Below are 25,988 nucleotides of genomic sequence, written 5' to 3'. Positions count from 1 at the left end.
GTATCGGTGAAGCCGGTAAGCGTGTCCTCGACAGGGCGCAGACCCTGGTGACCCGGGAGCGACGGGAATCAGCCCGCCGCTCCGGCGTGCGCTCAGCCCTTCAGGCCGGACCCCGTCACGCCTTCGACGATCTGGCGCTGGAAGAACATGTACAGCACCACCAGCGGGAGCGCGGCCAGGATCGCGCCCGCCTGGATGTCGGCGTAGCGCAGGCCGAAGCTGCCCTGGACCGTCGCCAGTCCGACCGGGATGGTCATCAGCGCCGGGTTGGACATCACGAACAGCGGCAGCAGCAGGTTGTTCCAGGTCCACACGAAGGTGAGGATCGCGACGGCCGCGGTGACCGGGCGCGACAGCGGCATGATCACGCCCCAGTAGATCCGCCACAGTCCGGCGCCGTCGACGCGGGCGGCCTCCTCGAGCTCCTTGGGGATGCCGTCGAAGAACTGCTTGAAGATGAACACGGCGATGACGGAGGGAACCTGCGGCAGGATCACCGCCCAGTAGGTGTTCAGCAGCTGCACGATCCTCAGCTGCTCGAAGATCGGCACGATCAGCACCTGGCTGGGGATCATGAGGCCGACGATGATCAGCAGGTAGACCAGCGCGCGCCCTCGGAACCGGAGCCGTGAGAGGGCGAATGCGGCCATCGAGGCGAACAGCAGCGTCAGCACGGCCGTGACGACCGAGGTGACACCGCTGGCGAGGTACCAGTTCCAGATGTCGCCCTGCTGCATCAGCGTCACGTAGGACTCGAGCGTCGGCGTCCAGTTGGTGAGGATCTCCTGGGCGCCGAGCGCCGCGACGCCATTGGGTGACAACGACGTCTTCAGGGCGAACAGGCTGGGGATGAGCCAGAGGATCGCGAAGACGACGAGGATCACGGTGGTGACCACGGTGAACGAGCGTCCGCTGCCGCCGGGGCGGTCCCGGCGAGGGGCTGGCGCTGCGGCGGAGACGCCCGAGCTGCCGCTGCGGCGGGTGTCGGTGGCGGTCATGTCAGGAAGCCCCCTTGCGCTCGGCACCAGCACGTTCGACGACCTGCTGGATGATGGCGATCACGATGATGATGAGGAACAGCAGCACCGACGCGGCCGAGGCGGCGCCGATCCGGTTGTCGGTGAAGGCCGTCTCGGTGATGAGGCCCAGCGCGACCTGGGTCGAGATGCCGGGGCCGCCGGACGTCATCAGGTAGACCTGGTCGAAGATCTTCAGGCTGGCGATGATCTGCAGAAGGATCACCAGCGCGGTGGTCCGGCGCAGCAGCGGGATCGTGACGCTGCGGATCTGCTGCCAGGGCGAGGCCCCGTCGACGGCGGCGGCCTCGTACAGCTCTCGCGGGATCTCCTGCAGCCCGGCGAGGTAGAGGACGAAGTTGAACCCGATGGTCCACCACACCGTGGCGATCGCGATTCCGATCATCGCGGTGGCCGGATCGGCGAGCATCCCTGCCCCGGCCTCGAGGCCGAGGAGCTGACCGGGCAGTGACCACAGACCGGTGGACGGCGTGAAGATGAAGACCCAGATCAGGGAGATCGTCGCCGAGGGCAGGATGAACGGCAGGAAGAAGGCCAGGCGGAAGAACCACTGGCCGCGGGAGGCCCGGTTGGTCAGCACCGCGAGCACGAACGAGAGGATCACCAGCGGCGGCACCGTGTACAGCGTGAACTGCAGGGTGTGCCACAGCGAGGACCAGAAGTCGTCGCGGGCGAACATCTCGGCGTAGTTGGCCAGGCCCGCGAACGACCCGAGCCCGGTGTGGACGGTCGAGGTGTTGAAGAAGCTGGCGATGAACATCCAGACCGCGGGCCCGATCATGAAGGCCAGGTAGAACAGCCCGAACGGGGCGATGAAGAGCCAGGCCTGCGGGCGATTGCGCTTCGCGTCGACCTGACGGGCAGGCCGTTCGCTCACCCCGGCAGGCCGGGGAACAGCAGGAGACGTCGTCGTCATGAGTGTGCCTTCCGGATCAGAGCGGACTCGGGGTGGACGTGTAGATCTCGAGCTGTTCCTTGATCACCTGCAGGGCCCGCTCGGGATCCAGGGATCCCTGTTGGACCAATCCCAGCTGCGCGCCGACGGTGTCCTCGAAGGTCGACCCGGAACCGCCATACCAGGCCGCATCGTCGTAGACGGCGTAGTCCGCCGACGGCGCGTAGTACCTCTGCGGCTCCAGGCTCTGGAACTCCTCGCTCTCGAAGGTGGGCACGTAGGCGGGCACGTGCCCGCCCTCGGCCCACGTCATGCTCTGCTCGAGCATCGTCTTGATGAACTGCATCGCCTGCTGGCGCTGCTCGGGCGTGCGGTCCTTCCGGGGAAGGATGAACGTGTGGGAGTCGGCCTGGACAGCAGGCTGGTCGTAGAGCTGAGGGATCGGGGCCATCCCGAAGTCGAGACCCTCGATCGACTGCGCGGTCGCGATCTCCCATTCGCCCTGCATGTAGAAGCCCGCCTGGCCGGTGAACATCTGTGTCTGCGAGGTCGCGTAGTCGAGGCCCTGGTTCAGCCAGCCCTTCTCGACCCAGCTCTGCGTCCTGGAGGTGACCTCGAGGAAGGCGTCCTCGTCCACGCTGATCGTGGCGCCGTCGTCGGAGAGGAAGGGGGTGACACCCTCGATCTGGTTGTACAACGTCCAGAAGAAGCGCCAGGGCGTCGCGATCTCGGCCACGTTGGCGACGGTCAGGGCGATCCCGCCCGTGACGGCGCTGATCTCTTCGAGAGCCGCCTCGAAGGTATCCATCCCGGTGAGGTCGACGAGCAGGCCGTCACCGTCCAGCAGTCCGGCCTGTTCGCAGACATCGCGGTTGTAGAAGAGCGTGAACGGATGCGTGTCCAGAGGGATGGCGATGTTCTGGCCGTCGGTGATCTGAGCCTCCCACGGCTGGGAGGCGAAGTCGGCGCTGGAGAGACCGACGCTCGCCAGGTCCTCCTCGGTGATGGGGTCGAGGATGCCGCCGTCCCACAGCGGCTTGGCGCGGGTGAGGTGGGAGACCGCGACATCGGGCGGCTTGTTGCCCACCGTGGCCAGTGTCAGCTTGGAGTAGTACGGATTGCCCCAGGTCAGCGTGGTGGCCTCGAGCGAACCGGCACCATAGATCTCGCGGTAGCCCGCCTGCATGTCCTGCATGCGGACCCCGTCGCCGCCGCCGAAGAGGTTCCAGAACACCACGGTGCCCGGATCGAGCTCCGAGCCGAGCAGGCCGGCGGCCAGAGGTGTGGAACAGCCCGCCAGGGACAGCGAGGATGCAGCGAGCGCTCCGGCACCGAAGAGCCTTCGACGGCTGATGGCCGGTGAGCCGGGCCCGTGCGCGAGGGCGGGGCGGGGTGGACGTGTCCTCATCTCATCGCTCCATCGGGATCAGGTGTCCGTGGTGCCGAGCGGCATCACGGTGAGACGAATGCGCGGGCTCCGTGCGGAACCCGCCGGGTCGGCAGCCATGTGAGACAGGCCGACGGTGGCCTGTGCGTCGTACCGCTCGGACCGCCCACCGACGTGGATCGATGCCCGTGCACCACGAGCGCCCGCGATCAGTGCGAGTGCACTGCGTCACGTGACTACGTGTTCCCGGACTTTACATCGTTGTAGGTCGGTGCGCAACGGATCGGCGAGCGACGAGTCGCCGGCTCTCGCGCGACCCTGTGACCAGCACAGACGAAGCGCGCCTCCCGGCGATGCCGGCTCTGTCCCGGCGGCCTGGCACAAACATGTAGCTGAGCGGACCGCGACCCTCTCTGCGAGGGGTCACGGTCCGCTCAGCTACACCTTCTTGCCACGGCTCAACTGGTCGCTGAACCAGCTACTCAGCTGGTCAGCTGGTCAGCTGGTCAGCTACTCAGCTTCCCGCTGCTCAGCTACTCAGCTACTCAGCTGCTCAGCTTCCCGCAGATGCCCGCTTCTTGTTCCACACGTCGAAGGCGACGGCGAGGACGAGCACCACGCCGCGGACGACGGACTGCGTGGACTGGTGGATGCCCATGATCTGCATGCCGTTGGACATCACGGCCATGATCAGGCCGCCGATGATCGCGCCCTGGACCTTGCCGATGCCACCGGTCACGGCCGCACCACCGATGAACGCCGCGGCGATCGCGTCGAGCTCGAACATCTCGCCGGCACCCGGCTGCGCGCTGTTCGAGCGCGCCGAGTAGACGATGCCCGCCACTGCGGAGAGCAGGCCCATGTTGATGAACAGCAGCATGTTCACGCGCCGGGTCTTGACGCCGGAGAGCTTCGCGGCCTGGAGGTTGCCGCCCATGGCGTAGACGTGGCGACCGATGATGGTGCGCTGGCTGACGAATCCGTAGATCAGGATCAGCGCGGCCAGCAGGATCAGCACCACCGGCAGGCCGCGCGCGTTGGCGAGCTGCCAGGCGAAAGCCATGACCACGGCCGCGACCAGGATGTTCTTCAGAATGAACAGCCACAGGGCCTCGACGGGCTGGCTGTACTTCAGCTTCGCCAGACGCCCGCGGTACTGCTGGATCACGAAGACCACGACCAGCGCGGCCGCGAGGAACAGCGTGAACGCGTCGTACCCGTACCCGCCCATGAGGCCGTTGAGGAAGCCGCCGGAGATGTACTGATACTCGTTCGGGAACGGGGAGAGGGAGACGTTGCCGAGGACCTGCATGGTCATGCCGCGGAAGATGAGCATGCCCGCGAGGGTGACGATGAAGGCGGGGATGCCGACGAACGCCACCCAGAAGCCCTGCCACAGGCCGACCAGCACGCCGGTGCCCAGCGCCGCCAGGACGCCCATCCACCAGGGCATCCCGTTGCCGATCACCACGACGGCCGAGACCGCGCCGGTCAGGGCGACCACCGAACCCACGGAGAGGTCGATGTGCCCGGCGACGATGATCAGCACCATCCCGATCGCGAGGATCAGGATGTAGGAGTACTGCAGCACCAGGTTGGTCAGGTTGCCGGGGCTCAGCAGCGCTCCCCCGGTGAGGATCGTGAACAGCACGACGATGAGCACGAACGCGATGTAGATACCGCTCTGACGCATGTTGCGCGTCAGCAGTTCCTTGAGGTCAGAGGTTCCCGCCATGAGGCGTGTTCACTCCCTCTCCATGGTCATGAGCTCCATGAGGCGCTCCTGCGTGGCGTCCTGGGCGGGGATCTCACCGGTGATCCGGCCCACGGACAATGTGTAGATGCGGTCGGAGAGGCCCATGACTTCGGGCAGCTCCGACGAGATGACGATGATGGCCTTGCCGGCCTCGGCGAGCTGATTGATGATCGTGTAGATCTCGTACTTCGCGCCGACGTCGACGCCGCGGGTGGGCTCGTCGAGGATCAGCAGCTCGGGCTCGGTGAACAGCCACTTGCTGAGCACCACCTTCTGCTGGTTGCCGCCGGAGAGCTTGCCGACCAGGGACAGGACCGTCGGCGTCTTGATGTTCAGCGAGGAGCGGTACTTCTCGGCGACCGCGATCTCCTGGTTGGAGTCGATCCAGCCGCCCCTGCTGACCTTGCCCAGCCCCGCCGCGGTGACGTTGGTGCGGATGTCCTGGATCAGGTTCAGTCCGTACTGCTTGCGGTCCTCGGAGACGTAGGCGATGCCCTGATCGATCGCGTCGGCGACCGAGCGCATCCGCACGGGCTTGCCGTGCATGTAGGCCGTGCCCGAGATGTCCCGACCGTAGGAGTGGCCGAACACGCTCATCGCGAGCTCGGTGCGGCCGGCTCCCATGAGGCCGGCGATGCCGACCACCTCGCCCGCGCGGACGTTCAGCGACGCCCCGTCGACGACGGTGCGTCCTGGCTGGGTGGGATGGGTGACGTGCCAGTCCTCGATCCGGAAGATCTCCTCGCCGATCTCGGCGTGGCGCTCGGGGAAGAGGTGGTCCATGTCGCGGCCCACCATCCCCTTGATCAGGCGCGGGATCAGCGTGGTCTGCTGGTCCTCGGCGACGCGCATGTCGATCGTCTCGATGGTCGAGCCGTCACGGATGACCGTCGTGGAGTCGGCGATCGCCGCGATCTCCCCCAGCTTGTGGGAGATGATGATGCTGGTCACGCCTTCGTCCCGCAAGCCGCGGATGAGACCCAGCAGATGCTCGGAGTCGTCGTCGTTCAGTGCGGCCGTCGGCTCGTCGAGGATCAGCAGGCGGACGTTCTTCGAGAGCGCCTTGGCGATCTCGACCAGCTGCTGCTTGCCCACGCCGAGGTTGCCGACGGGCGTCACCGGGTTCTCGTCCAGGCCCACGCGCGCCAGCAGTTCGGCGGCGCGCGCGTTGGTCTCGTGCCAGCTGACGATCCCACCCCTGGCCTGCTCGTTGCCCAGGAAGATGTTCTCGGCGACGGACAGGTGGGGCACCAGGGCGAGCTCCTGATGGATGATCACGATGCCCTCGGCCTCGGAGTCGTTGACCGAGGAGAAGCTGACGGGGCGGCCCCGGAAGTGGATCTCGCCGTCGTAGGTGCCGGCCGGCTCGACACCGGAGAGCACCTTCATCAGGGTGGACTTGCCGGCGCCGTTCTCGCCGCAGATGGCGTGGATCTCGCCCTCGTGCACCGTCAGGGACACATCCTTGAGGGCGGTGACGCCGGGGAATCGCTTGGTGATGGACCGCATCTCGAGGATGTGATCGTTCAATGGGCCCTCCTTCGGGCGGGAGGGCCCGGCCTGCCGGTGGGCATGGCCGGACCCTCGCCTCAGTGCTCCAGTGGTGGCCGGCTCAGAGCTGGCCGGATTCGACCTGCTCCTCGGTGTAGTACCCGGAGTCGACCATGATCTCCTCGTAGTTCTCGGCGAGGACCATCTGCACCTCGAGCAGGTACGACGGCACGACCTTCACCCCGTTGTCGTAGGTCTCGGTGTCGTTGGCCTCGGGCTCCTCGCCCTTCAGGAACGCCTCGGCGGCGACGATGGCCTGCTCGGCGAGATCGCGGGTGTCCTTGAAGATCGTCGAGTGCTGGACGCCGTCGGCGATCAGCTTGATCGAGGCGATCTCGGCGTCCTGCCCGGTCACCACGGGCAGACCCTCCTCGATGGTGGGGCCGAGGCCGGCGTTCTGCAGCGCGTTGATGATGCCGCGGGAGAGCGGGTCGGCCGGGGCGAGCACACCGTCCAGCTCCTCGCCGCCGTTGTAGTGCGTGGTCAGCAGGTTCTCCATGCGCGTCTGGGCGGTCTCCTGCTCCCAGCGCTGGGTGGCGGCCTGCTCGATGTCCATCTGGCCCGACGGGACGACGAGCCGGCCGTCGTCGAAGTAGGGCTGGAGCGTGTCGATGGCGCCCTGCCAGAACAGGTGGGCGTTGTTGTCGTCGAGCGACCCGGCGAACAGCTCGACGTTCAGCGGTCCCTCCGGGGCCTCCGGGGCCTCGTTGAACTCCTGATCCAGGAAGCCGAGCCCGTACAGCAGGGCGTTGGCCTGGTTGACCCCCACCTCGTAGTTGTCGAAGGTGACGTAGAAGTCGACGTTCTCGCTGTCGGTCAGCAGGCGGTCGTAGGCGATGACCGGGATACCGGCCGACGCGGCGGCGTCCAGCTGGGCCGACAGGGAGGCGCCGTCGATCGAGGCGACGAGCAGAGCGGCGACGCCCGAGGTGATCATCTGGTCGATCTGCTGCTGCTGGGTGGGGATGTCGTCGTCGGCGTACTGCATGTCGACGGTGTAGCCCTTGTCCTCCAGGCCCGCCTTGATGTTGTCGCCGTCCTTGACCCAGCGCTCGTAGGTCTGGGTCGGCATCGCGACGCCGACGGTCAGGTCACTGGGGTCCGCCTCGGGGTCGGGACCGCCGGAACCGGCGCCCTCTCCGCCGCAGGCCGCCAGGGTGAGCGCGGCCGCACTGCCCGCAGCTCCCAGCATGAAGCTTCTCCGGTTGTACATGGTGTTTCCTCCTCGAAATCGCCGTCTGCAACCTGCAGCAGGTGGGTTCGCCCCGGGGCCGCTGCCATGCGACCACCCCGGCAGGCGACTTCGCCGACCGGAGACGCCGACCTGTCGTCGGCGGGGACTGTGCGGGCCCCGGACGGGCCCGTGCTCGATGCGTTCCGACCCGGTGCGGTGCGGAACGTCTCGAATGCTAACGTTCACATTCAAGCAGATGTCAAGGAAGACAGTGACCGCTGCGGTCACAACTCGGCAACGACCCGGCCGACGGTGCAGGGAATGCCCTTTCCGCTGGTCAGCGCCCGGGTCGGGGCGGATCGACAGCCGCCGTCTGCATGCGGACCTCCCCTCCGCGCCGACGCCGACCCCTCGGCGTCGCGGTTCGAGTGCGCCACCGGGGCGCCGGATGCTAACGTTCACATCACGGCGGACGTCATGGTGGACGAATCTCCGACCGGGCCCGCGATGACCGGTGACCGGCGCATGCCGGCCGTCGTCCCCCTCGGCCGTGGCCCCGTGAGCCAGAGCTCGCAGGCCGGAGCCCGCAGAGCCCCGCGGGCAGGGCCCGCACACAGAACCCGCCGGACGGAAGGAACGAGGATGACCACCCCGGCCCGCCGCCCCTCGATGGCCGACGTCGCCGCACGCGCCGGCGTCTCGTACCAGACCGTCTCCCGAGTGCTCAACGAGCCGGAGATCGTCCGACCGGAGACCAGGTCCCGGGTGGAAGAGGCGATCGCCGCGCTCGGGTACACCCGCAATCGCGCCGCGCGAGCCCTGAAGACCACGCGCTCCTCCCTCATCGGGGTTCTCACCGACGGGTCCTCCCTCTTCGGCCCGGCCGAGACCACCACGGCGATCGAGACCGCCGCCCGCGAAGCCGGCTACTCGGTGCTGCTGACGACCGTCGGCCCTGGCGATGCCGAGGACCGCTCCGTCGGCGCCGAGCTGGTGGGCTCCGGGGCCGACGGGATCCTGGTGGTGGCCGCCCATGAGGCGATGGTCCCCGCCGTGGCCGCGGTGGCCCGCCACACCCCCGTCCTGGCGGTCTCGGCGCAGGCTCCCCGAGTGCCGGACGTGCGTGTGGTCGGGGTCGATCAGCAGCTCGGCGCGATGCAGATCGTCGAGCACCTCGCCGGGACCGGTGCCCGTTCGGTGGTCCACGCCGCGGGCCCCGCGGACTGGTTCGACGCCCGTGCCCGCCGCGACGGCTTCGACCTGGCGCTCGAGCAGCATGACCTCGACGGCGAGATCGTCGGCCCCGGGGACTGGACGCCGCGCTCGGGCTACGACCTGACGACCGCTCTGATCGCGCGCGGCCTGCCGGACGCGATCTTCGCCGCCAACGACATGATGGCCATCGGCGTCCTGCATGCCCTGCACGAGCACCGGCTGCGCGTTCCCGAGGACGTCGCGGTCGTCGGGTTCGACAACACCCTCGGGGCCGAGTTCCTGATCCCGTCCCTGACCACGGTCTCCCAGCCCTTCGCCGAACTGGGACGAGTGGCCCTGGGCCGATTGCTGGATCTCCTCGACGGCGAGGACGTGCCCGCCGGCACCCCCTGCACCCTGCCGCCGCGGCTGGTGGTGCGGCGCTCCACCGGCGCCGAGCGCACCCACTGAGAGCCCCGACCGCTGCCGCGAGTCATCCCGCGGCGCCCGGAGACGCCTGAGGGACACACCGGATGTGAACGTTGACACCGCGTGCTGGGGCTGGTTGGCTGGTGTCATGACGCACGATGCCGTGTCCTCAGCACACCACACCCCCAGCTCCGCCGCGAGCCCCGCCGCCCTCGTCGCCGACGGTCGCGCCCACCTCGGCCTCGAGCTGGGATCGACCCGCATCAAGGCCGCCCTGGTCGACGATGCCGGCGCAGTGATCGGCACCGGCTCGCACGCGTGGGAGAACGAGCTCGTCGACGGCAGCTGGACGTACTCCCTCGATGCCACCTGGGACGGCATCCGCGCCTGCTACGCCGACCTCGCGCGGGACGTGCGCGAACGCCACGACGTCGAGCTCACCCGACTGGCGAGCATCGGCATCTCCGCGATGATGCACGGCTACCTCCCCTTCGACGCCGACGGCGAGCAGCTGGCCCCGTTCCGCACCTGGCGCAACACCTACACGGCCGACGCCGCAGCGCTGCTCAGCCGCACCTTCGAGCTGAACATCCCGCTGCGCTGGAGCGTCGCCCACCTGATGCACGCGGTGATGCACGGCGAGGACCACGTGCCCCGGATCGACTTCCTGACGACGTTGGCCGGATACGTGCATTGGCAGCTCACCGGCCGCAAGGCGCTCGGCGTGGGCGATGCCAGCGGCATGTTCCCGATCGCCGCCTCGGGGGACCGCTTCGACCCCGAGCAGCTGGAGCGGTTCGCAGCCCTCGACGGCGTGACGGAGCTGCCGTGGTCCCTGCCCGACATCCTCCCCGAGGTGCTCGTGGCCGGGCAGGACGCCGGCTCCCTGACCGTCGAGGGGGCCGCCCTGCTGGACCCCTCCGGCTCGCTGCAGCCCGGGGCCGTCGCCGCTCCTCCCGAGGGCGACGCCGGCACCGGCATGGTCGCCACGCACGCGATCGCACCCCGCACCGGCAATGTCAGCGCCGGCACCAGCGCCTTCGCGATGGTGGTGCTGGAGGGGCCGCTGTCCGGCCCGCGCGAGGAGATCGACCTGGTCACCACGCCGTCGGGCAATCCGGTGGCGATGATCCACACCAACAACTGCACCACCGACCTCGACGCCTGGCTGGGGCTGTTCTCGCGCTTCGCCGAGCTGACCGGCCACCCCGTCGGCCCGGAGGAGCTCTTCGGCGCACTGTTCGGCGCCGGCGGCCAGGGCGATCCCGACGCCGGCGGCGTGCTGTCCTACAACTACGTCTCCGGTGAGCACCAGACGGGCGTCCCCTCGGGACGGCCCCTGCTCGTGCGGGAGCAGGAAGCCCGCTTCACCCTGGAGAATTTCATGCGCTCCCAGCTCTACGGCGCTTTCGGGGCGCTCGCGGTGGGCATGGAGGCGCTGCTGAAGGACGAGGGCGTGCAGCTGGACGTGATGTACGCCCACGGCGGCATCTTCCGCACCCAGGGCGTGGCCCAGCAGGTCCTCGCCGACGCGATCGCCACCCCGGTGGCCGTCGGCGAGTCCGCCGGCGAGGGCGGAGCCTGGGGAATGGCGCTGCTGGCCGCCCACACCGCGCACACCGCCGCGGGGCGGGACCAGGAATCCCTCCACGACTTCCTGGCCACGCATGTCTTCGCCTCCCAGGAGCTCTCGACCCTGGACCCGGACCCCGACGGCATGGCCGGCCATGCCAAGTGGCTGGCCGGCTACCGCACCGGCCTGCAGGTCGAGCGACTGGCCGGCGAGGTCCTCGACTGAGCGCCCCGTCCCGTTCCCATCCGACCGCCTCTGACCAAGGAGTCCCCGTGCCGCTGACCCTCACCGAACTGCCGCAGCCCACCCAGGACGCGGTGGCCGCCGCCCGCGAGCGCGTCGCGGCCCTGCACGCCGAGCTGCCCCGGAACGAACTGGTGGTCTGGACCGCCGGCAACGTCTCCGAGCGCGTCGCCGCCACCGGCCCCGAGGTGCCGGGGCTGTTCGTCATCAAGCCGTCAGGGGTCTCCTACGACGAGCTGGCCCCGGAGAACATGGTCGTGTGCACGCTGGACGGCGCGAAGATCGACGACGGCACCCCGGAGACCCTGGTGCCCTCGTCGGACACCGCGGCGCACGCCTACGTGTACGAGCACATGGACGAGGTGGGCGGCGTGGTCCACACCCATTCCACCTATGCCACCGCCTGGGCCGCCCGCGGCCAGGAGATCCCCTGCGTGCTGACGATGATGGGCGACGAGTTCGGCGGCCCGATCCCCGTCGGCCCGTTCGCCGTGATCGGGGACGACTCCATCGGCCGCGGCATCGTCGAGACGCTCCGCGGCTCCCGCTCCCGCGCGGTGCTGATGCAGAACCACGGCCCCTTCACGATCGGCAAGGACGCGCGCGATGCCGTCAAGGCCGCCGTGATGTGCGAAGAGGTCGCGCGTACGGTGCACGTCTCGATGCAGCTCGGCGATCCGCTGCCCATCGAGCCGGCCATCATCGACGCGCTCTACGACCGCTACCAGAACGTCTACGGCCAGCGCTGAGAGTCGACGTCACCCTGTCCCGGGTGGTTGCGTCGCCACCGGGCGCCTGTGTCCCGAGACACGCCTATCCGGGCCCGACCACCCGGACTGCGGGGGTCCGAGGTCCGCTCATCCCGTGCTGAATCCGCCTGGCGTGTGACATGCTCGACGGGCGAGCGACCCGCGCTTCGCCCTGATCTGCCGCGTGACCTGCACCGGTCGCGCACCGCTTATAGCATGCCTGCCCGTTTCAGGGTTGAAGATCGACTGGGAACTGACCAAGCTGGGCCGGTAACTGACCTCGAGAGAACGGATGGACATGAGCGCCCCCGAGAACCAAGCAGGCGGAGGCGACCCTTCGCCGGCGTCCGACCCGACCGCGTGGCCGGAGGACCTGCCGGAGACCGTGCACCTGCCCCGCAGCCTCCAGATCGCCGACGACGACAGCGATGAGGCCATCACGGAGAAGCTGCGCCGTCAGGGTGCCCGCATCGGCAAGGGCACCATCGCGCCCGCCGTGTTCTGGCCCGCGCTGATCATCATCCTGGCCGTGGCGCTGCTGGCGGTCCTGTTCCCGGCCACCACCGACACGGTGATGGCCGGCGTCCAGGGCTGGATCGTGGCCGATCTGGGCTGGTACTACATGCTCATCATCGGCCTGTTCGTCGTCTTCTCGATCATCCTGGCCATCACCCCCTACGGCGGGATCCGTCTGGGCCGCGACGACGACGAGCCCGAGTTCCCCCTCTTCTCCTGGTTCGCGATGCTGTTCGCGGCCGGCATGGGCATCGGCCTCGTCTTCTACGGCGTCGCCGAACCGCTGGGCTACACCACCAACAACGTCAAGCCCACCTGGGAGGGTGAGGGCGTCGAGCTCTCCGGTCTGGCCATGGCCCAGACCTTCATGCACTGGGGCCTGCACCCCTGGGCCGTGTACGCCATCATCGGTCTCGCCCTGGCCTACGCGATCCACCGCCGCGGCCGTCCCGTCTCCATCCGCTGGGCGCTCGAGCCCATCTTCGGCGAGCGGGTCAAGGGCTGGGTCGGCGACGTCATCGACGTCCTGGCCATCTTCGGCACCGTCTTCGGCATCGCCACGTCCCTCGGCCTCGGCGTCCAGCAGATCGCCGCCGGCCTCGACGCGATCGGCCTGGTCCAGGGCGCCGGCGACGGCTTCCTCATCGTGCTGATCGTCATCATCAGCTTCCTGGCCACGCTGTCCGTGGTCAGCGGCGTCGGCGTCGGCATCAAGTGGCTCTCGAACATCAACCTGTCGCTGGCCGGTCTGCTGATGATCGTGGCGCTCGTGTTCGGGCCCACCGTCTTCCTGGCGCAGAACTTCGTCGAGTCGCTGGGCTTCTACTTCGCCAACATCTTCCACATGACCCTCGACGTCGGCGCGTACAACCGCTCCGAGGAGGCGCAGTCCTGGTTCTCCGGCAACACACTGTTCTACTGGGGCTGGTGGATCGCCTGGGCACCCTTCGTCGGCGTCTTCATCGCCCGCATCTCCAAGGGCCGCACCGTGCGCGAGTTCGTCGCCGGCGTGCTGCTGGTCCCCTCGCTCGTCGGCATGATCTGGTTCTCCATCTGGGGCGGCAACGGCCTGTTCCGCCAGTGGTTCGGTGCCGGTGACCTCGGGGACGTCACCGCTGAGGCATCCATGTTCCGGATCTTCGAGGGCTTCCCGCTGACCGGCCTGCTCTCGATCCTGGCCATCATCCTGGTCGCGATCTTCTTCATCACCTCCTCGGACTCCGGGTCGCTGGTGGTGGACATGCTGGCCTCCGGCGGCCACCCGAACCCGCCGGTGTGGTCCCGCGTCCTGTGGGCGCTGCTCGAGGGCTTCCTGGCCATCGCCCTGCTTCTCTCGGGCGGTCTCGAAGCGCTGCAGGCCGGTTCGCTGATCACCGCGCTGCCGTTCAGCATCATCCTGATCCTGATGTGCGTGGCCCTGATCAAGGCGCTGGGCATCGACCACGCCGTGCTCACCGAGCACGCGCGCATCCGTCGCCTGGAAGTCCTGACCACGCATCTGACCGGAGAGGTGAACTCCTCCCTGGCCGAGAGCGGCGAGCTGGAGTCGATCGTCGACGACCGCATCGACTACCGCCTGGAACGCACTCGCGGAGCCTTCGCCCGCCGCAGCGGTGGCCGGCCCGAGGGCGGTCGCGGCGGCTCCGCCCCGACGTCCCGCGAGGCGGACGCCGACACGGAGTGACATGACGTCGGTGTGAGGCCCGCAGCGGCGCCCTCGCGGTTCCGCCCGTCGGGCGTGCACACCGACTCCCCCACGTCTCGCGCATGAAGGAGGCCGGCCCACTCGGGCCGGCCTCCTTCTGTGTTCAGGTGGCGGGGCCGGAGCTGCGGTCAGGTCCGGGTCCGGTGGGTCGAGTCGCGAGTTATTGGCACTTCAGGGCCGGTTAACGCATATAACTCGCGACTCGATCGGCGTACGGCGTCCCAGACCGGCAGGGCTTGCCCCGCACCGCTTGACTCCCGCGATGTGAACGTTCACCCTAGAAGTATCACCTGGCGGTGCGGCCCATCCTGCGACGCATCCGCCCCGCCCCTTCTTTCTCTCCCTGGAGGAGTCACTGTGGACAACCCCTTCGAGACCCGCGAGATCTGGTTCCTCACCGGCAGCCAGGGCCTGTACGGCCCGGAGACGCTCGACCAGGTCGCCGACCAGTCCCGCACCATCGCCGAGACGCTCGACGCCGCGGGCGACATCCCCGTCAAGATCGTCTGGAAGCCGGTGCTGACCGACCGCGACGCGATCCGCGAGGTCGCCCTGGCCGCCAACGCCGATCCCGCCTGCGTCGGCGTCATCGCCTGGATGCACACGTTCTCCCCGGCCAAGATGTGGATCCAGGGTCTGGACGCGCTGCGCACACCGCTGCTGCACCTGCACACCCAGGCCAACGTCGAACTGCCCTGGTCCAGCATCGACATGGACTTCATGAACCTCAACCAGGCCGCCCACGGCGACCGCGAGTTCGGCTACATCGCCACCCGCCTGGGCGTGAACCGCAAGACCGTCGTCGGCCACGCGAGCGATCCGTCGGTGCAGGCGAAGGTGGGCCGCTGGGCCCGCGCCGCCACCGGCTGGGCCGAGATGCACTCGCTGAAGCTCGCCCGTTTCGGGGACAACATGCGCGGCGTCGCCGTCACCGAGGGCGACAAGACCGAGGCCGAGCTGCGCCTGGGCGTCTCCGTGAACACCTGGGGCGTCAACGATCTGGTCGAGGTCGTCGACGGCATCGAGGACTCCGCGATCGACGCCCTGGTGTCCGAGTACGAGGAGCTCTACGACCTCGCCCCCGAGCTGCGGGCCGGCGGCGAGCGCCACGAGTCGCTGCGCTACGGCGCCCGCCAGGAGCTGGGGCTGCGCTCGTTCCTCGAATCCGGCGGTTTCGGCGCGTTCACCACGAACTTCGAGGACCTCGGCGGGCTGCGGCAGCTGCCGGGCCTGGCGGTCCAGCGCCTCATGGCCGACGGGTACGGCTTCGGCGCCGAGGGCGACTGGAAGACCGCGATCCTGGTGCGCGTGGCCGCTGTGATGGGCTACGGCCTGCCCGGCGGCGCCTCCCTCATGGAGGACTACACCTACGAGCTCACCCCCGGCAAGGAGAAGATCCTCGGCGCGCACATGCTCGAGGTCTCCCCCTCGCTGACCACCTCGAAGCCCTCTCTGGAGATTCATCCGCTGGGCATCGGCGACCGGGAGGACCCGGTGCGGCTGAAGTTCACGGCCGACGCCGGCCCGGCCGTCGTGGTGGCCATGAGCGACATGCGCGAGCGCTTCCGCCTGATCGCCAACGTCGTCGACGTCGTCGAGCCCGACGAGGCGCTGCCGAACCTGCCGGTCGCCTGCGCCGTGTGGGAGCCCGCGCCGGACTTCGCGACCTCCGCCGAGTGCTGGCTGACCGCCGGCGCCGCCCACCACACCGTGATGAGCAACGCCGTGGACCTGGAGACCTGGCAGGACCTCGCCCAGATCGGCGACCTCGAGCTCGCCGTCATCGACGAGGAGACGACCGTGCGCTCCTTCGCCCAGGAGCTGCGCACCAACCAGGTCTTCTACCGCCTCGGCCAGGGCTTCTGAGCCAGCCCGGCGACACGACGAGGTGGCGCGCATGACCTCTCCCGAGCCCCGGCACGAGCCGGTCTTCACGGCCCCTGGCTCGAGCTGGTCGGGGACCATCGACTACGGTCCCGGCCCGCTGCACGCCCCGAGATCGCTCGAGGAGCTCCGGGAGCTCGTGACCTCGTCCCCGCGGATCCGGGCGCTGGGCACACGGCACTCCTTCTCCGCGATCGCGGCGAGCGACGCGGACCTGGTGACCCTGGCGCAGCTGCCCGCGGACATCGACATCGACTCCGCGGCCGGCACCGCGCGCGTCGGCGCCGGCGTCCGCTACGGCGAGCTGGCCCTGGCAGCGGCCGAGGCCGGGTGGGCGCTGGCGAACATGGGCTCGCTCCCCCACATCTCGGTGGCGGGGGCCAGCGCGACCGGCACCCACGGCTCCGGCGACGGCAACCGCGCGCTGGCGGCCTCGGTGCGGTCGATCGAGATGGTCACGGCCGACGGCGACCTGCTCGAGCTCACCCGCGAGCGGGACCCGGAGATCTTCGGCGGGGTGATCCTCGCCCTCGGCTCGCTCGGCATCACCACGCACCTGACCCTCGACCTGGTGCCCGCGTTCGAGGTGCGCCAGAGCGTCCACCTGGACTTCCCCGCGGACCGGATGGGCTCGGCGGATCTGCTGGCCATGCTCGCCGGCGGGTACAGCGTGAGCCTGTTCCACCACTGGGACGGCCGCATCGCCCAGGCCTGGGTCAAGCAGTCCGCCGCCGTCGAGGATCCACTGCCCGATGCGTGGCTCGGTGGCCGGCGCGCCCTGGAGGCCGTCCACCCGCTGCCGGGCATGCCGGCGGACTTCACCACCGACCAGACCGGCGAACCCGGCCCGTCCCATGAACGCCTGCCCCATTTCCGGCTCGAGTTCACCCCGAGCAACGGGGAGGAAATCCAGTCGGAGTACCTCATCCCGCGCGAGCAGGTGGGCGAGGCACTGGCCGCCGTGACGGAGCTGGGTGAGCGGATCCGTCCTCTGCTGCACGCCTCGGAGGTGCGCACCGTCGCGGCCGACGAGCTCTGGCTCTCCCCCGCCTACCAGCGCGACAGCGCGTGCGTGCACTTCACGTGGAAGCAGCTGCCGGCAGAGGTGGACGCGCTGCTCCCGGAGATCGAGGAGCGCCTGGCCCCGTTCGCACCGCGCCCGCACTGGGGCAAGGTGTTCACCCTGGATCCTGAGACCGTGCGGGCGCAGTACCCGCGCCTGCCGGACTTCCTCGCCCTGCGCGACCGGCTCGATCCGGGCCGGAAGTTCACGAACGCTTACGTCGAGCGCCTGCTGGGGGCCTGAGGGAAGACCGACGTCGCTCCCGGCTCCACCGCTATCGATCTCGTGGTTCCAGCCCACGGCACCGCTCCGCTGCGCTACCGTGGAGCACGGTAAAACGCTTTCCGGCGAATGACACGACTCGACGAGGAGTCCTCCGTGCCGCACCGCTCCACACCTCTTCCCCGCCGCCGCGTCCTGACCGGCGCTCTGCTCGCCGCACCGCTGGCCGGCCTGGCCACCACCGCCGCCTGGGCCGAGGATCCCTCCCCGGATCCGGCGGGCTCCTTCTCCCCGGGCGAGCCGTGGCAGGACACCGATGGCGAGATCATCCAGGCTCACGGTGGCCAGGTGCTGGTCACCGCGGACGCCGAGGGACCCTTGTACTACTGGTACGGCGAGGACCGCTCGAACGGGTACCACGACAGTCCCGGCATCCACGTGTACTCCTCTCGCGACCTGTACTCCTGGGAGGACGAAGGGCTGGCGCTGCGCGCCCTCGACCACGCCGACCAGCTCGAGAGCGACCCGTACTTCACCGCGCTGTACGGGGACTACACCGACGACGAGAAGGCCGCGGTGATCCGCGACCTGGTCACGGTCAACGATCCCGACACCGAGGCGAACCCCGCGATCCTCGAGCGACCCAAGGTCCTGCGCAACGAGGTTCGGGGGACGTGGGTGATGTGGGTTCACGCCGACGGGCCGTCCGAGACGTCCAACGCGCAGTACGCCAAGGCGCGGGCGGGTGTGGCCGTGGCCGACTCCCCCACCGGGCCGTTCCGGTGGATCGACAGCTACCGTCTGCACGTCGCTCCCGAGGGCGAGGAGAACTACCAGCCGGACAACCCGGGGATGGCGCGGGACATGAACCTGTTCCTCGACGACGACGGCACGGCGTACATCATCTACTCCAGCGAGGAGAACTACTCGCTGTTCATCTCCCGGCTCGACGAGGAGTTCACGTACCTGGCCACCGGCCCGGAGGACGCGGTCAAGGGCGTGGACTTCACCCGGCCCTACATCGGCGCCCACCGCGAGGCGCCCGCCCTGTTCAAGCGCGCGGGCACGTACTACCTGATCACGTCGGGCGCGACGGGCTGGGACCCGAACCCGGCCCAGTACGCCACGGCCACGGAGATCCTCGGCGAGTGGACCGATCACGGCAGCCCCATCAGCGGTGAGGGAGCGTCGGACACGTACGGCTCGCAGAGCACCTGCGTCATCCCTGTCGACCCCGAGCGCGGCGTCTATATCTACATGGGCGACCGCTGGACGCCCTCCGACCTCGCCGGCTCCCCCTACGTGTGGCTGCCCATGCGCTTCGGCGAGGGCACCGAGACCTCGATCCTCTGGGAGGAGAGCTGGAGCTGGGAGGATCAGCCTGCCCAGCCCGTCTACACCGTCGAGGCGCGAATGCCGGCCTCCGTCCGCTTCGGCCAGACCGAGCGCCTGCCGCGCACCGCACGACTGCACATTGACGGGAGCGCTGCGGAGACGCGCCACGTGAGCTGGCAGGCCGAGCTCGACCGCCCCGGGCAGGTCGAAGTCACCGGCACCCTGGCGGGGCCCGAGGGCCTGACGCTGCGCCGGCTGGTGCTGGTTGCTCCCCACCACATCGCCTACCTGGTCAACGCCGGCGGGGCGGAGACCAGCGACTACCTCGCACTGCGCCAGGAGGCGTCGGGCCGACCGCTGCGGAACTCGGCGGCGGATCAGCCCTTCGGCACGGATCCCGGCACCGGCGCCCGGTGGGGCTATGAGGGTCGCTCGCAGTCCTCGGGCAGCGCGACGGACTCGATGGACCGCTCACTGCGCTACGGGACCGATCACGATGACCTCACCTACCGGTTCGGAAACCTCGACGAGGCGAGCTATGCGGTCCACGTCGGCTACTACGACCCCTGGCCGTGGGCGAACCGAGCCGCCGAGGTGCGCGTCAACGGCGAGGTCACCGAGACGCAGCGGTTGTTCACCGGCACCGCGGAGGCGGCGGCGTACACCGGGATCCGGCCCGACGCCTCCGGAGCGATCACGCTGACCCTGCATCCGACACGGTCACCGGACATCCAGGTCAGCTGGGTGGCTGTGATCCGGGAGTGAGAGCGAGCGGCCCCGCCGCACTCAGAGTTCGCCAAGCAGCTTCGCCATCGTGTCCATCGAGGCGAAGGCCTGCGGCAGGCCCACCTTGTTCAGATGCCCGTGGGAGACGCCGCGACAGACGACGTACTCGACGTCGACCCCGGCCTCGCGCAGCTGCTCGGCATAGCGGCGGGCGCTGAGGCGCAGGTCGTCGAACTCGTCGGCCTCGAGGTAAGTGCGGGGCAGCACGGCCAGCTGCTCGCGGCTCGCCAGTCCTGGGAACTCGTACGGGCTCGCCTCCGGCAGCGGCCCGCCGAGATAGTTCTCGGACATCTCCCGCATCCGCTCGGGCGGGAACCTGAGCATCTCCGGCGTGGCGGCGAGCGCCTCGGCCTCCTCGGGGGTCGCCTCCGGCATCAGCGGATGCGCCACCGGGTACATCAGCAGGGACGCCGCCGGTGGTGCGCCCTCCTCGGCCAGCCGAAGCGACCCGGCCGCGGCCAGGGCACCGCCCGCGCTGGCACCGCCGATCGCGATCCGGGCCGGGTCGATGCCGAGGCTCTCCGCGTTCTTCCGCACCCACGCCATGGCCGCGCACGCATCGTCCAGGGGGATCGGGGCATGGACGTGGCCGGGACCGTCGGGGAACCCTCGCGCGGGCGTGCCGTCGGGCTGATCGCACAGGCGGTAGTCGACGGAGACCACGACCGCGTCGGCCCGGCCCGCGACGCCGCGCGCCACGTGGTCGCCCTCGGGCATGTCGAGGTCACCGTGGACGAAGGCACCGCCGTGCAGCCACACCAGGCAGGGGCGTGGGCCGGTGGCCGGGGCCTGCGGGGTGTACAGCCGCACCGGCACCCGACCGTGCGGCCCGGGCAGCAGGCGGTCCTCCACGGTGAGCGGCCACTGCTCGGCGGGCCCGTACGGGGCCTCCCAGGCGCGCTGGGCGTCCTGCCCGGCCTCGTCCCAGGTGGCGTGGCCGCGCAGCGTGCTGAGTCGCGCGACCATGGCCGTCTCCGCGGTAGCGGTCTCCGCGGTGGCGGCCTCCGAGGTGGCGGCCTCCGAGGTGGCGGTCTCCGCGGCGGGAGCCGATTCCTCGGACCTCGCGCGGCGCCGTGGCGTGCTGCGCAGGGCGATCTCGCAGTCGTAGTCCTGTGAGGAGCGCATGTCGCCGCGGAACCACAGCAGACGCGTGGTCTCCGGGTCGCCGGGGGCGATGATCGGGCGCAGGTTGTCGACCTCGGAGTCCTGGGTGAGCGGGGTCCATCGCCAGCTGCGGCCCTCGTCCTCGGTGCGTCCCTCGAACAGCTCGCGCCGGGCGAGGCGGGCGTCATCGCGCGGGTCGATGGGCGTGGAGATGACGACGGTATCGACGTCGTAGGGATCGATCGCGGCCAGGCCGGTGTAGTCCTGCTCGTGAGGCAGCAGTCCGGGGCCTGCCTTGGCCAGCGGCGAGGTGCCCCAGGTCCCGTCGGCCCCGAGGCGGGCGTAGACGAACCGCAGGTCGGGGACCTCGACGTTGCGGCCGAGATCCGAGCCGTCGGGCGCTGCCACGTGGTCGGCGCGGGCCGTCATCACGGCCGCGAGCGTCCCGTCGGCCTCGCGGAGGTCTGTGGTCCACGCGTGGCCGAGGCGTGCGCCGCCGAGCTCGGTGCCGGCCTCCAGGACCGTGGTCAGCAGCGCCTGATCCGGTGCGGGCTCGCTCAGCAGCGGGGACTCCAGCGCGCGGCCCCGGCTGTCGTGGAGCCGGCCGCCGGAGAGATAGCCGTGGTAGATCGAGTTGTCGTGGTCGCGCGGGTGGTGGTCGGTGACCAGGAGGTGCAGGCCGCGCTGGCCGTCCGCGTAGCGGGCGTAGCCGTTGACGTAGCCGATCTTGGGGCGGCCGACGAGCCGGCCCGCGTACTGCCAGCTCTCTCCGTGGTCGGTGGAGACCAGGGCGCAGGGATCGTCGTTCACGGCCCGGGCGAAGCAGTACAGGCGGCCGTCGACCTCGCGCAAGTTGGAGTACGTGACGCCGCCGCCCGCGGTGTGCTCGCTCCAGTCGAAGGTCCGCTCCTCACCCCACGTGGTGGGGTCGCCCGGGGCGCTCACCCGCCAGCGGGTGAAGGGGTCGCTCTTGTGCCGGGTGTAGACGGCGAGCCAGCGACCGTCGGGCCGGTGGAACAGCGCGGGGGCGTTGTGGTCATCGGCCTCCAGGCCGGGGTGCAGAGTGACGACGTCGGCCCGCCCGGAGGCCAGGTCCACGACTGTCAGATCCACGTCTCCCTTGCGCCGGTGGCCGTGCTCGCCGCCGCCGGAGGCGACCGAGCCGACGACCAGGACCCCCTTCTCGGCATCGACCAGGGCGCGTTCGTCCTGGAACCAGCACCAGGCTCCGTTGCGGTTGATGACCTGCGTCGACGTGGTGTTCACAGTCGCTGTCTCCTCTCGGCGGGACGCTGCGCGGCCCGCGCCTCACTGGGCATTCTCATGGCTGGACCCGCGCTCCGTAGCGTTCTTCCTCGATCTGCTCGAGGCTCTTGCCGCGCGTGTCCGGCGCCCCGATCACCCCGATCAGCAGCGAGCCGACCAGCAGCACGATCATGATCGTGCCGACGAATGCCACGCCCTGCAGCGCCAGCAGCGTCGGGAAGAAGTAGCTCAGCAGTCCCACGGCGATGCGGGCGATGAAGAACAGCACGCCCTGGGCGCTGGCGCGGTAGGGCGTCGCGAACATCTCGGCCGTCCACAGGGCATAGAACGCCTGGGCGCCGATGCCGGCGGAGACGCCCCAGATCACGGCGAACATGATCAGCAAAGGCATCGTGACGTGGGTGAAGACCAGCAGAACCCAGGCGATGATCCCCAGCGCGGCGCCGATGCCGTACAGCAGGCGCCGGTCGATCCTGTCCCCCAGCAGCATGAACCCGAAGTAGGTGGCCACGACCGTCATGGTCCACAGCAGCACCTGCAGCAGGTTCTGGTTCGCGGGGTTCTCGACGCCGGCCGTCTGATACACCCGGGGCATGAAGATGCCCATCTGGCCGGCCACGGTGTTCCACAGGGTGTAGACGCCGATGAGGAACAGCAGCGCCTTGACGTTGCGGGGGTGGGAGAGGAGCTCGCGCAGCCCCCGGTGCCGCACGGTCTCGCCCCGCGAGGTGGCCGCGTCGCGATCGTCCTTCTGCGCCGTCCAGATCGTCGATTCCGCCAGGCCGCGCCGCACCCACCAGGTGACCAGGGCGATCACGAAGAGGTGGGCGAAGACGATCCGGGTTCCGAGCACACCGAGGGGGACCAGCGCGGTGGCGATCGCGAACACCACCGCAGGGCCCAGCGACCAGGCGAGCTGGGCGGTGCCCACGTGCCGTGCGCGCCGCAGCCGGGGCGCCTGCTCGGCGATGTAGGTCCAGGCGACGGGGACCCCGGCGCCGACGGCGATGCCGGTCAGGACCACGCCCACCACGAGCATCCATGCCTGGGTGGCGAACACGACCAGCAGGGTGCCGACCATGTAGAGCACCAGGTCATAGGTGTAGATGAACTTCCGGCCGTAGCGGTCACCGAGCGGACCACCGATCGCGGCACCGATCGCGGCGCCGAACGCGTTGGCCGACAGCGCGGCGACCAGGCCGACGGTCCAGTCGGAGAAGCCGAAGAACTCCTGCCACAGGGTGAGGCTGGTGGCCAGGGCGATGATGGAACCGGCTTCGATGTAGTTCGACATCGCCACGGCGATCGTCGCCTTCCAGCCGTGGACGGTTCCGGGCCGGGGCCCGGCGACGTCCGTCGCGGCTCGGTCGTCATCCGGCATGTCTCTCCTTCGAGTGCTCGGGGCGGGAGCCCGGGTCTTCGGGCCGGGATCCCAGGGGGTCGCGGGTGGTCGCCGCGGCGCCTGCGACAGGCGTCAGGGCAGGTAGAAGTACTGCGGGAGGACCTGCTTGTCGCCGCCGCCGGGGGCGAAGTACTCCCTCATCGTCTCCTCCCAGCGGGCGGCCACGTCGGTGCGGGCGATGGCGTCCTGGGCGGCGTCGACGTCGTCGGCCTCGAAGTATCCGACGACCATGCCGTCCTCCGGCCGCAGGAACAGGGAGTAGTTGCGCCACCCGGCCGCGGTGAGAGCCTCGCGCATCTCCTCCCACACCCGCTGGTGGACCTCGACGTACTCGGCCAGCCGCTCGGGGCGCACGTGGAGCAGGAAGCAGCAGCGGGAGGGGCTGCGGGCGTCCGTGGTGGTCAGCAGGGTGTCGAGGTCGGGTCGGACCGGTTCCGCAGCAGCGGGCATCAAGACTCCTTCGTCGCAGGCCCATGAATTCTGAATCGTTCCATGCGGAGTGTCAACCGCTTTCCTCTGACGTATGGTCCAGGCATGCAGCCGAGCAACCCGTCGTCCACCGGCCCTGCCCGGCCGATCGACCGTCGCGCCGTCGTCGGCCGCCACGACGTCGTGCTCACCGAGCTCGACCCCGCCGCACCGCTGACCGTCGGGAACGGCGACTTCGCCGTCACGGTCGATGTGACCGGGCTGCAGTCCCTCCCCGGGGCGTACCCCGTGGCGCCGCGCGAATCGTCGGGCCCACCGGGGACGTTGCTGGGCACGCAGTCGACCTGGGGGTGGCACAGCATGCCCGAGGCCGCGAGGTACTCGTGGCGCGATGCTCTGACCGCCTATGACGCCCCGCACGGATCCGTTCCGTACGTGGACCTGCAGGGCGGGCACCACGACGGGGAGAGCGACCGGGACCGGTTGCTGCGCGGGAATCCGCATCGGCTCGATCTGGGCAGGATCGGGTTCCTGCTGGACGGCAAGCCTCTCCACGACGCTGACGTCCGCACGGTCCGTCAGCAGCTATCCCTGCTGACCGGGAGCATCCACAGTCTGGTGGAGATCGCCGGTATCCCCGTGGAGGTGGAGACACTCTGCGATCCTCACCGCGACCTGCTGGCGCTGCGGATCCGGTCCGCGGGCCTCGGGAACCGCCTCGCCGTCGGCCTCGCCTTCAGCTACGGGAGCCAGGACTGGCACAACGCCCAGGACTGGACCGCCCCGGAGCGGCACCGCACCACCTGCACCCCGGTGGGCCAGGATGACTGGGTGCTGGCTCGTGAGCTCGACGCGACCACGTATCAGGCCAGGCTCCGGGCCGACGAGCCTCACGACGAACGCGGCCAGGACGGGCGCCCCGAGAACACCGGAGGGGAGCACGCCCGTCCCGAGTCCGGCGCCCGTCTCGACGCCGCCGATGACCACGAATTCCGCCTCACGACGCCGGGCCCGGTCGCCGAGATCGTCGTGGAGTTCACCCCCGGCGCCTCCGCGCCGACCCAGCCGCTGCCGGATGTCGAGACCGTCCGCCGCCGCAGCACCGCGCACTGGCGCACGTTCTGGGATTCGGGAGCAGCGCTCGACCTGGGAGATGTCGATGACCCTCGCGCCCACGAGCTCGAACGGCGAGTGGTGCTGTCCCAGTACCTGACCGCGGTCAACTGCTCCGGGCGGATGCCGCCGCAGGAGACCGGTCTGGTGTGCAACTCGTGGCGCGGGAAGTCGCACCTGGAGATGCACTGGTGGCACGCCGCGCACTTCCCGATGTGGGGCAGGCCGGAGCTGCTGCACCGGAGCATGGGGTGGTACCGCTCGATCCTGCCTCGAGCCCGCGAGATGGCCGCCCTGCAGGGATACGACGGGGCACGATGGCCGAAGCAGGTCGGCCCGGAGGGGGAGGAGACGCCCAGCGGGATCGGCCCCTTCCTGATCTGGCAGCAGCCCCACCCGATCTACCTGGCCGAGCTCCTGCGCCGGGCCGGCGGAGTGCCGGACGTGCTCACCGAGCTCCACGAGATCGTCACGGAGACGGCCGACTTCATGGCCTCCTATCCGGAGCGCACCGAGCGCGGCTACGAGCTCCCCTCCCCGCTCATCCCCGCGCAGGAGAGCTACGCCGATGTGCGCCGCGCCGTGCGCAACCCGGCGTTCGAGCTCGTCTACTGGCACTGGGCGCTCGACGTCGCCTGCGCCTGGAACGCCCGGCTCGGCGTGGAGGTGCCGCGGGCCTGGATCGAGGTCCGAGACGGCATCATCGCGCCGGTGGTCCGCGACGGACTGTATCCGGCGATCGAGGGCGACCCGTGGACGATCTACGAGGACCACCCCTCGATGCTCTGCGCGCTCGGCGTGCTGCCGGAGACGTCGCGAGTGGATCCGCACGTCATGCGGGCGACGCTCCAGGATGTGCTGGCGCGATGGGATCTGGGCAGCACCTGGGGCTGGGACTACCCCGTGCTCGCCATGACCGCGGCCCGCCTGGGAATGCCCGACGATGCCGTGGACTTCCTCCTCACCCGGACCACGAAGAACCAGGTGCTGGTCAACGGGCACAACCGGCAGTCGGACTCGCTGCCGCTGTACCTGCCCGGCAACGGTGGCCTGCTCGCTGCCGTCGCCCTCATGGCCGGGGGCTGGGACGACGGCCCGCAGCGCCCGCATCCCGGGTTTCCGCCGCATTGGGCGGTGCGTGCGGAGGGTTTCATCCCGGCCCCCTGAGATCCGCT

17 protein-coding genes are annotated in these 25,988 nt (G+C 69.8%); 8 read left to right on the top strand and 9 right to left on the bottom strand.

Annotated elements, in window-relative coordinates:
* Positions 1 to 92 precede the first annotated feature (92 nt).
* The 6 genes from ACFQRD_RS06695 to chvE all read right to left on the bottom strand — a co-directional run bounded on the left by ACFQRD_RS06695 (position 93) and on the right by chvE (position 7,839).
* The gene (locus ACFQRD_RS06695) at positions 93 to 998 is read right to left on the bottom strand and encodes a carbohydrate ABC transporter permease (protein WP_377018473.1); all 906 of its coding nucleotides are present in this window, start codon (positions 996 to 998) and stop codon (positions 93 to 95) included.
* A 1-nt stretch (position 999) separates the two neighbouring features.
* The gene (locus tag ACFQRD_RS06690; RefSeq protein WP_377018472.1) at positions 1,000 to 1,953 is read right to left on the bottom strand and encodes a carbohydrate ABC transporter permease; all 954 of its coding nucleotides are present in this window, start codon (positions 1,951 to 1,953) and stop codon (positions 1,000 to 1,002) included.
* Between the two features lie 16 nt (positions 1,954 to 1,969).
* Complete coding sequence (locus ACFQRD_RS06685) at positions 1,970 to 3,340, bottom strand: extracellular solute-binding protein (protein ID WP_377803604.1); 1,371 nt, start codon at positions 3,338 to 3,340, stop codon at positions 1,970 to 1,972.
* 532 nt (positions 3,341 to 3,872) lie between these two features.
* Positions 3,873 to 5,054: a multiple monosaccharide ABC transporter permease gene (gene mmsB / locus ACFQRD_RS06680; protein ID WP_377018470.1), complete on the bottom strand. Its 1,182-nt coding sequence runs from the start codon at positions 5,052 to 5,054 to the stop codon at positions 3,873 to 3,875.
* A gap of 9 nt (positions 5,055 to 5,063) precedes the next feature.
* Positions 5,064 to 6,605: a multiple monosaccharide ABC transporter ATP-binding protein gene (gene mmsA, locus ACFQRD_RS06675; protein ID WP_377793650.1), complete on the bottom strand. Its 1,542-nt coding sequence runs from the start codon at positions 6,603 to 6,605 to the stop codon at positions 5,064 to 5,066.
* Between the two features lie 82 nt (positions 6,606 to 6,687).
* Positions 6,688 to 7,839: a multiple monosaccharide ABC transporter substrate-binding protein gene (chvE, locus tag ACFQRD_RS06670; protein WP_377018468.1), complete on the bottom strand. Its 1,152-nt coding sequence runs from the start codon at positions 7,837 to 7,839 to the stop codon at positions 6,688 to 6,690.
* A 603-nt stretch (positions 7,840 to 8,442) separates the two neighbouring features.
* Here chvE and ACFQRD_RS06665 point away from each other — a divergent pair.
* The 7 genes from ACFQRD_RS06665 (at position 8,443) to ACFQRD_RS06635 (ending at position 19,478) form a co-directional block, all read left to right on the top strand.
* Positions 8,443 to 9,465, top strand: a complete 1,023-nt coding sequence (locus ACFQRD_RS06665) for a LacI family DNA-binding transcriptional regulator (RefSeq protein WP_377803603.1) — start codon at positions 8,443 to 8,445, stop codon at positions 9,463 to 9,465.
* A 106-nt stretch (positions 9,466 to 9,571) separates the two neighbouring features.
* Positions 9,572 to 11,221, top strand: coding sequence for a xylulokinase (locus ACFQRD_RS06660; protein ID WP_377018466.1), 1,650 nt, complete (start codon positions 9,572 to 9,574; stop codon positions 11,219 to 11,221).
* A gap of 47 nt (positions 11,222 to 11,268) precedes the next feature.
* Positions 11,269 to 11,988 (top strand): L-ribulose-5-phosphate 4-epimerase, encoded by a 720-nt coding sequence (locus ACFQRD_RS06655; RefSeq protein ID WP_377803602.1) that lies wholly within the window; start codon positions 11,269 to 11,271, stop codon positions 11,986 to 11,988.
* Between the two features lie 298 nt (positions 11,989 to 12,286).
* Complete coding sequence (locus tag ACFQRD_RS06650; protein WP_377018464.1) at positions 12,287 to 14,188, top strand: BCCT family transporter; 1,902 nt, start codon at positions 12,287 to 12,289, stop codon at positions 14,186 to 14,188.
* Positions 14,189 to 14,566: 378 nt separating this feature from the next.
* The gene (gene araA, locus ACFQRD_RS06645) at positions 14,567 to 16,075 is read left to right on the top strand and encodes an L-arabinose isomerase (RefSeq protein WP_377018463.1); all 1,509 of its coding nucleotides are present in this window, start codon (positions 14,567 to 14,569) and stop codon (positions 16,073 to 16,075) included.
* 31 nt (positions 16,076 to 16,106) lie between these two features.
* Positions 16,107 to 17,399: a D-arabinono-1,4-lactone oxidase gene (locus ACFQRD_RS06640; RefSeq protein ID WP_377018461.1), complete on the top strand. Its 1,293-nt coding sequence runs from the start codon at positions 16,107 to 16,109 to the stop codon at positions 17,397 to 17,399.
* A gap of 108 nt (positions 17,400 to 17,507) precedes the next feature.
* The gene (locus tag ACFQRD_RS06635; RefSeq protein ID WP_377018460.1) at positions 17,508 to 19,478 is read left to right on the top strand and encodes a glycoside hydrolase family 43 protein; all 1,971 of its coding nucleotides are present in this window, start codon (positions 17,508 to 17,510) and stop codon (positions 19,476 to 19,478) included.
* A 21-nt stretch (positions 19,479 to 19,499) separates the two neighbouring features.
* Here ACFQRD_RS06635 and ACFQRD_RS06630 read toward each other — a convergent pair whose 3' ends face one another.
* The 3 genes from ACFQRD_RS06630 to ACFQRD_RS06620 form a co-directional block, all read right to left on the bottom strand.
* Positions 19,500 to 21,869: an alpha/beta hydrolase fold domain-containing protein gene (locus tag ACFQRD_RS06630; protein ID WP_377018459.1), complete on the bottom strand. Its 2,370-nt coding sequence runs from the start codon at positions 21,867 to 21,869 to the stop codon at positions 19,500 to 19,502.
* A gap of 55 nt (positions 21,870 to 21,924) precedes the next feature.
* Positions 21,925 to 23,250: an MFS transporter gene (locus ACFQRD_RS06625; protein ID WP_377018458.1), complete on the bottom strand. Its 1,326-nt coding sequence runs from the start codon at positions 23,248 to 23,250 to the stop codon at positions 21,925 to 21,927.
* Positions 23,251 to 23,343: 93 nt separating this feature from the next.
* Positions 23,344 to 23,721 carry an L-rhamnose mutarotase gene (locus ACFQRD_RS06620; protein WP_377018457.1) on the bottom strand — a complete coding sequence of 126 codons (378 nt, stop codon included), beginning with the start codon at positions 23,719 to 23,721 and terminating at the stop codon, positions 23,344 to 23,346.
* A gap of 84 nt (positions 23,722 to 23,805) precedes the next feature.
* Here ACFQRD_RS06620 and ACFQRD_RS06615 point away from each other — a divergent pair, with 84 nt between their 5' ends.
* Positions 23,806 to 25,980, top strand: a complete 2,175-nt coding sequence (locus ACFQRD_RS06615) for a hypothetical protein (RefSeq protein WP_377018456.1) — start codon at positions 23,806 to 23,808, stop codon at positions 25,978 to 25,980.
* Positions 25,981 to 25,988: the final 8 nt, after the last annotated feature.

The sequence above is a fragment of the Brachybacterium sp. GCM10030268 genome, assembly GCF_042666305.1.
GTDB lineage: Bacteria > Actinomycetota > Actinomycetes > Actinomycetales > Dermabacteraceae > Brachybacterium.
The sequence above is the reverse complement of the archived record's forward strand: the minus strand, read 5'-3'. Positions and strand labels throughout refer to the sequence as shown.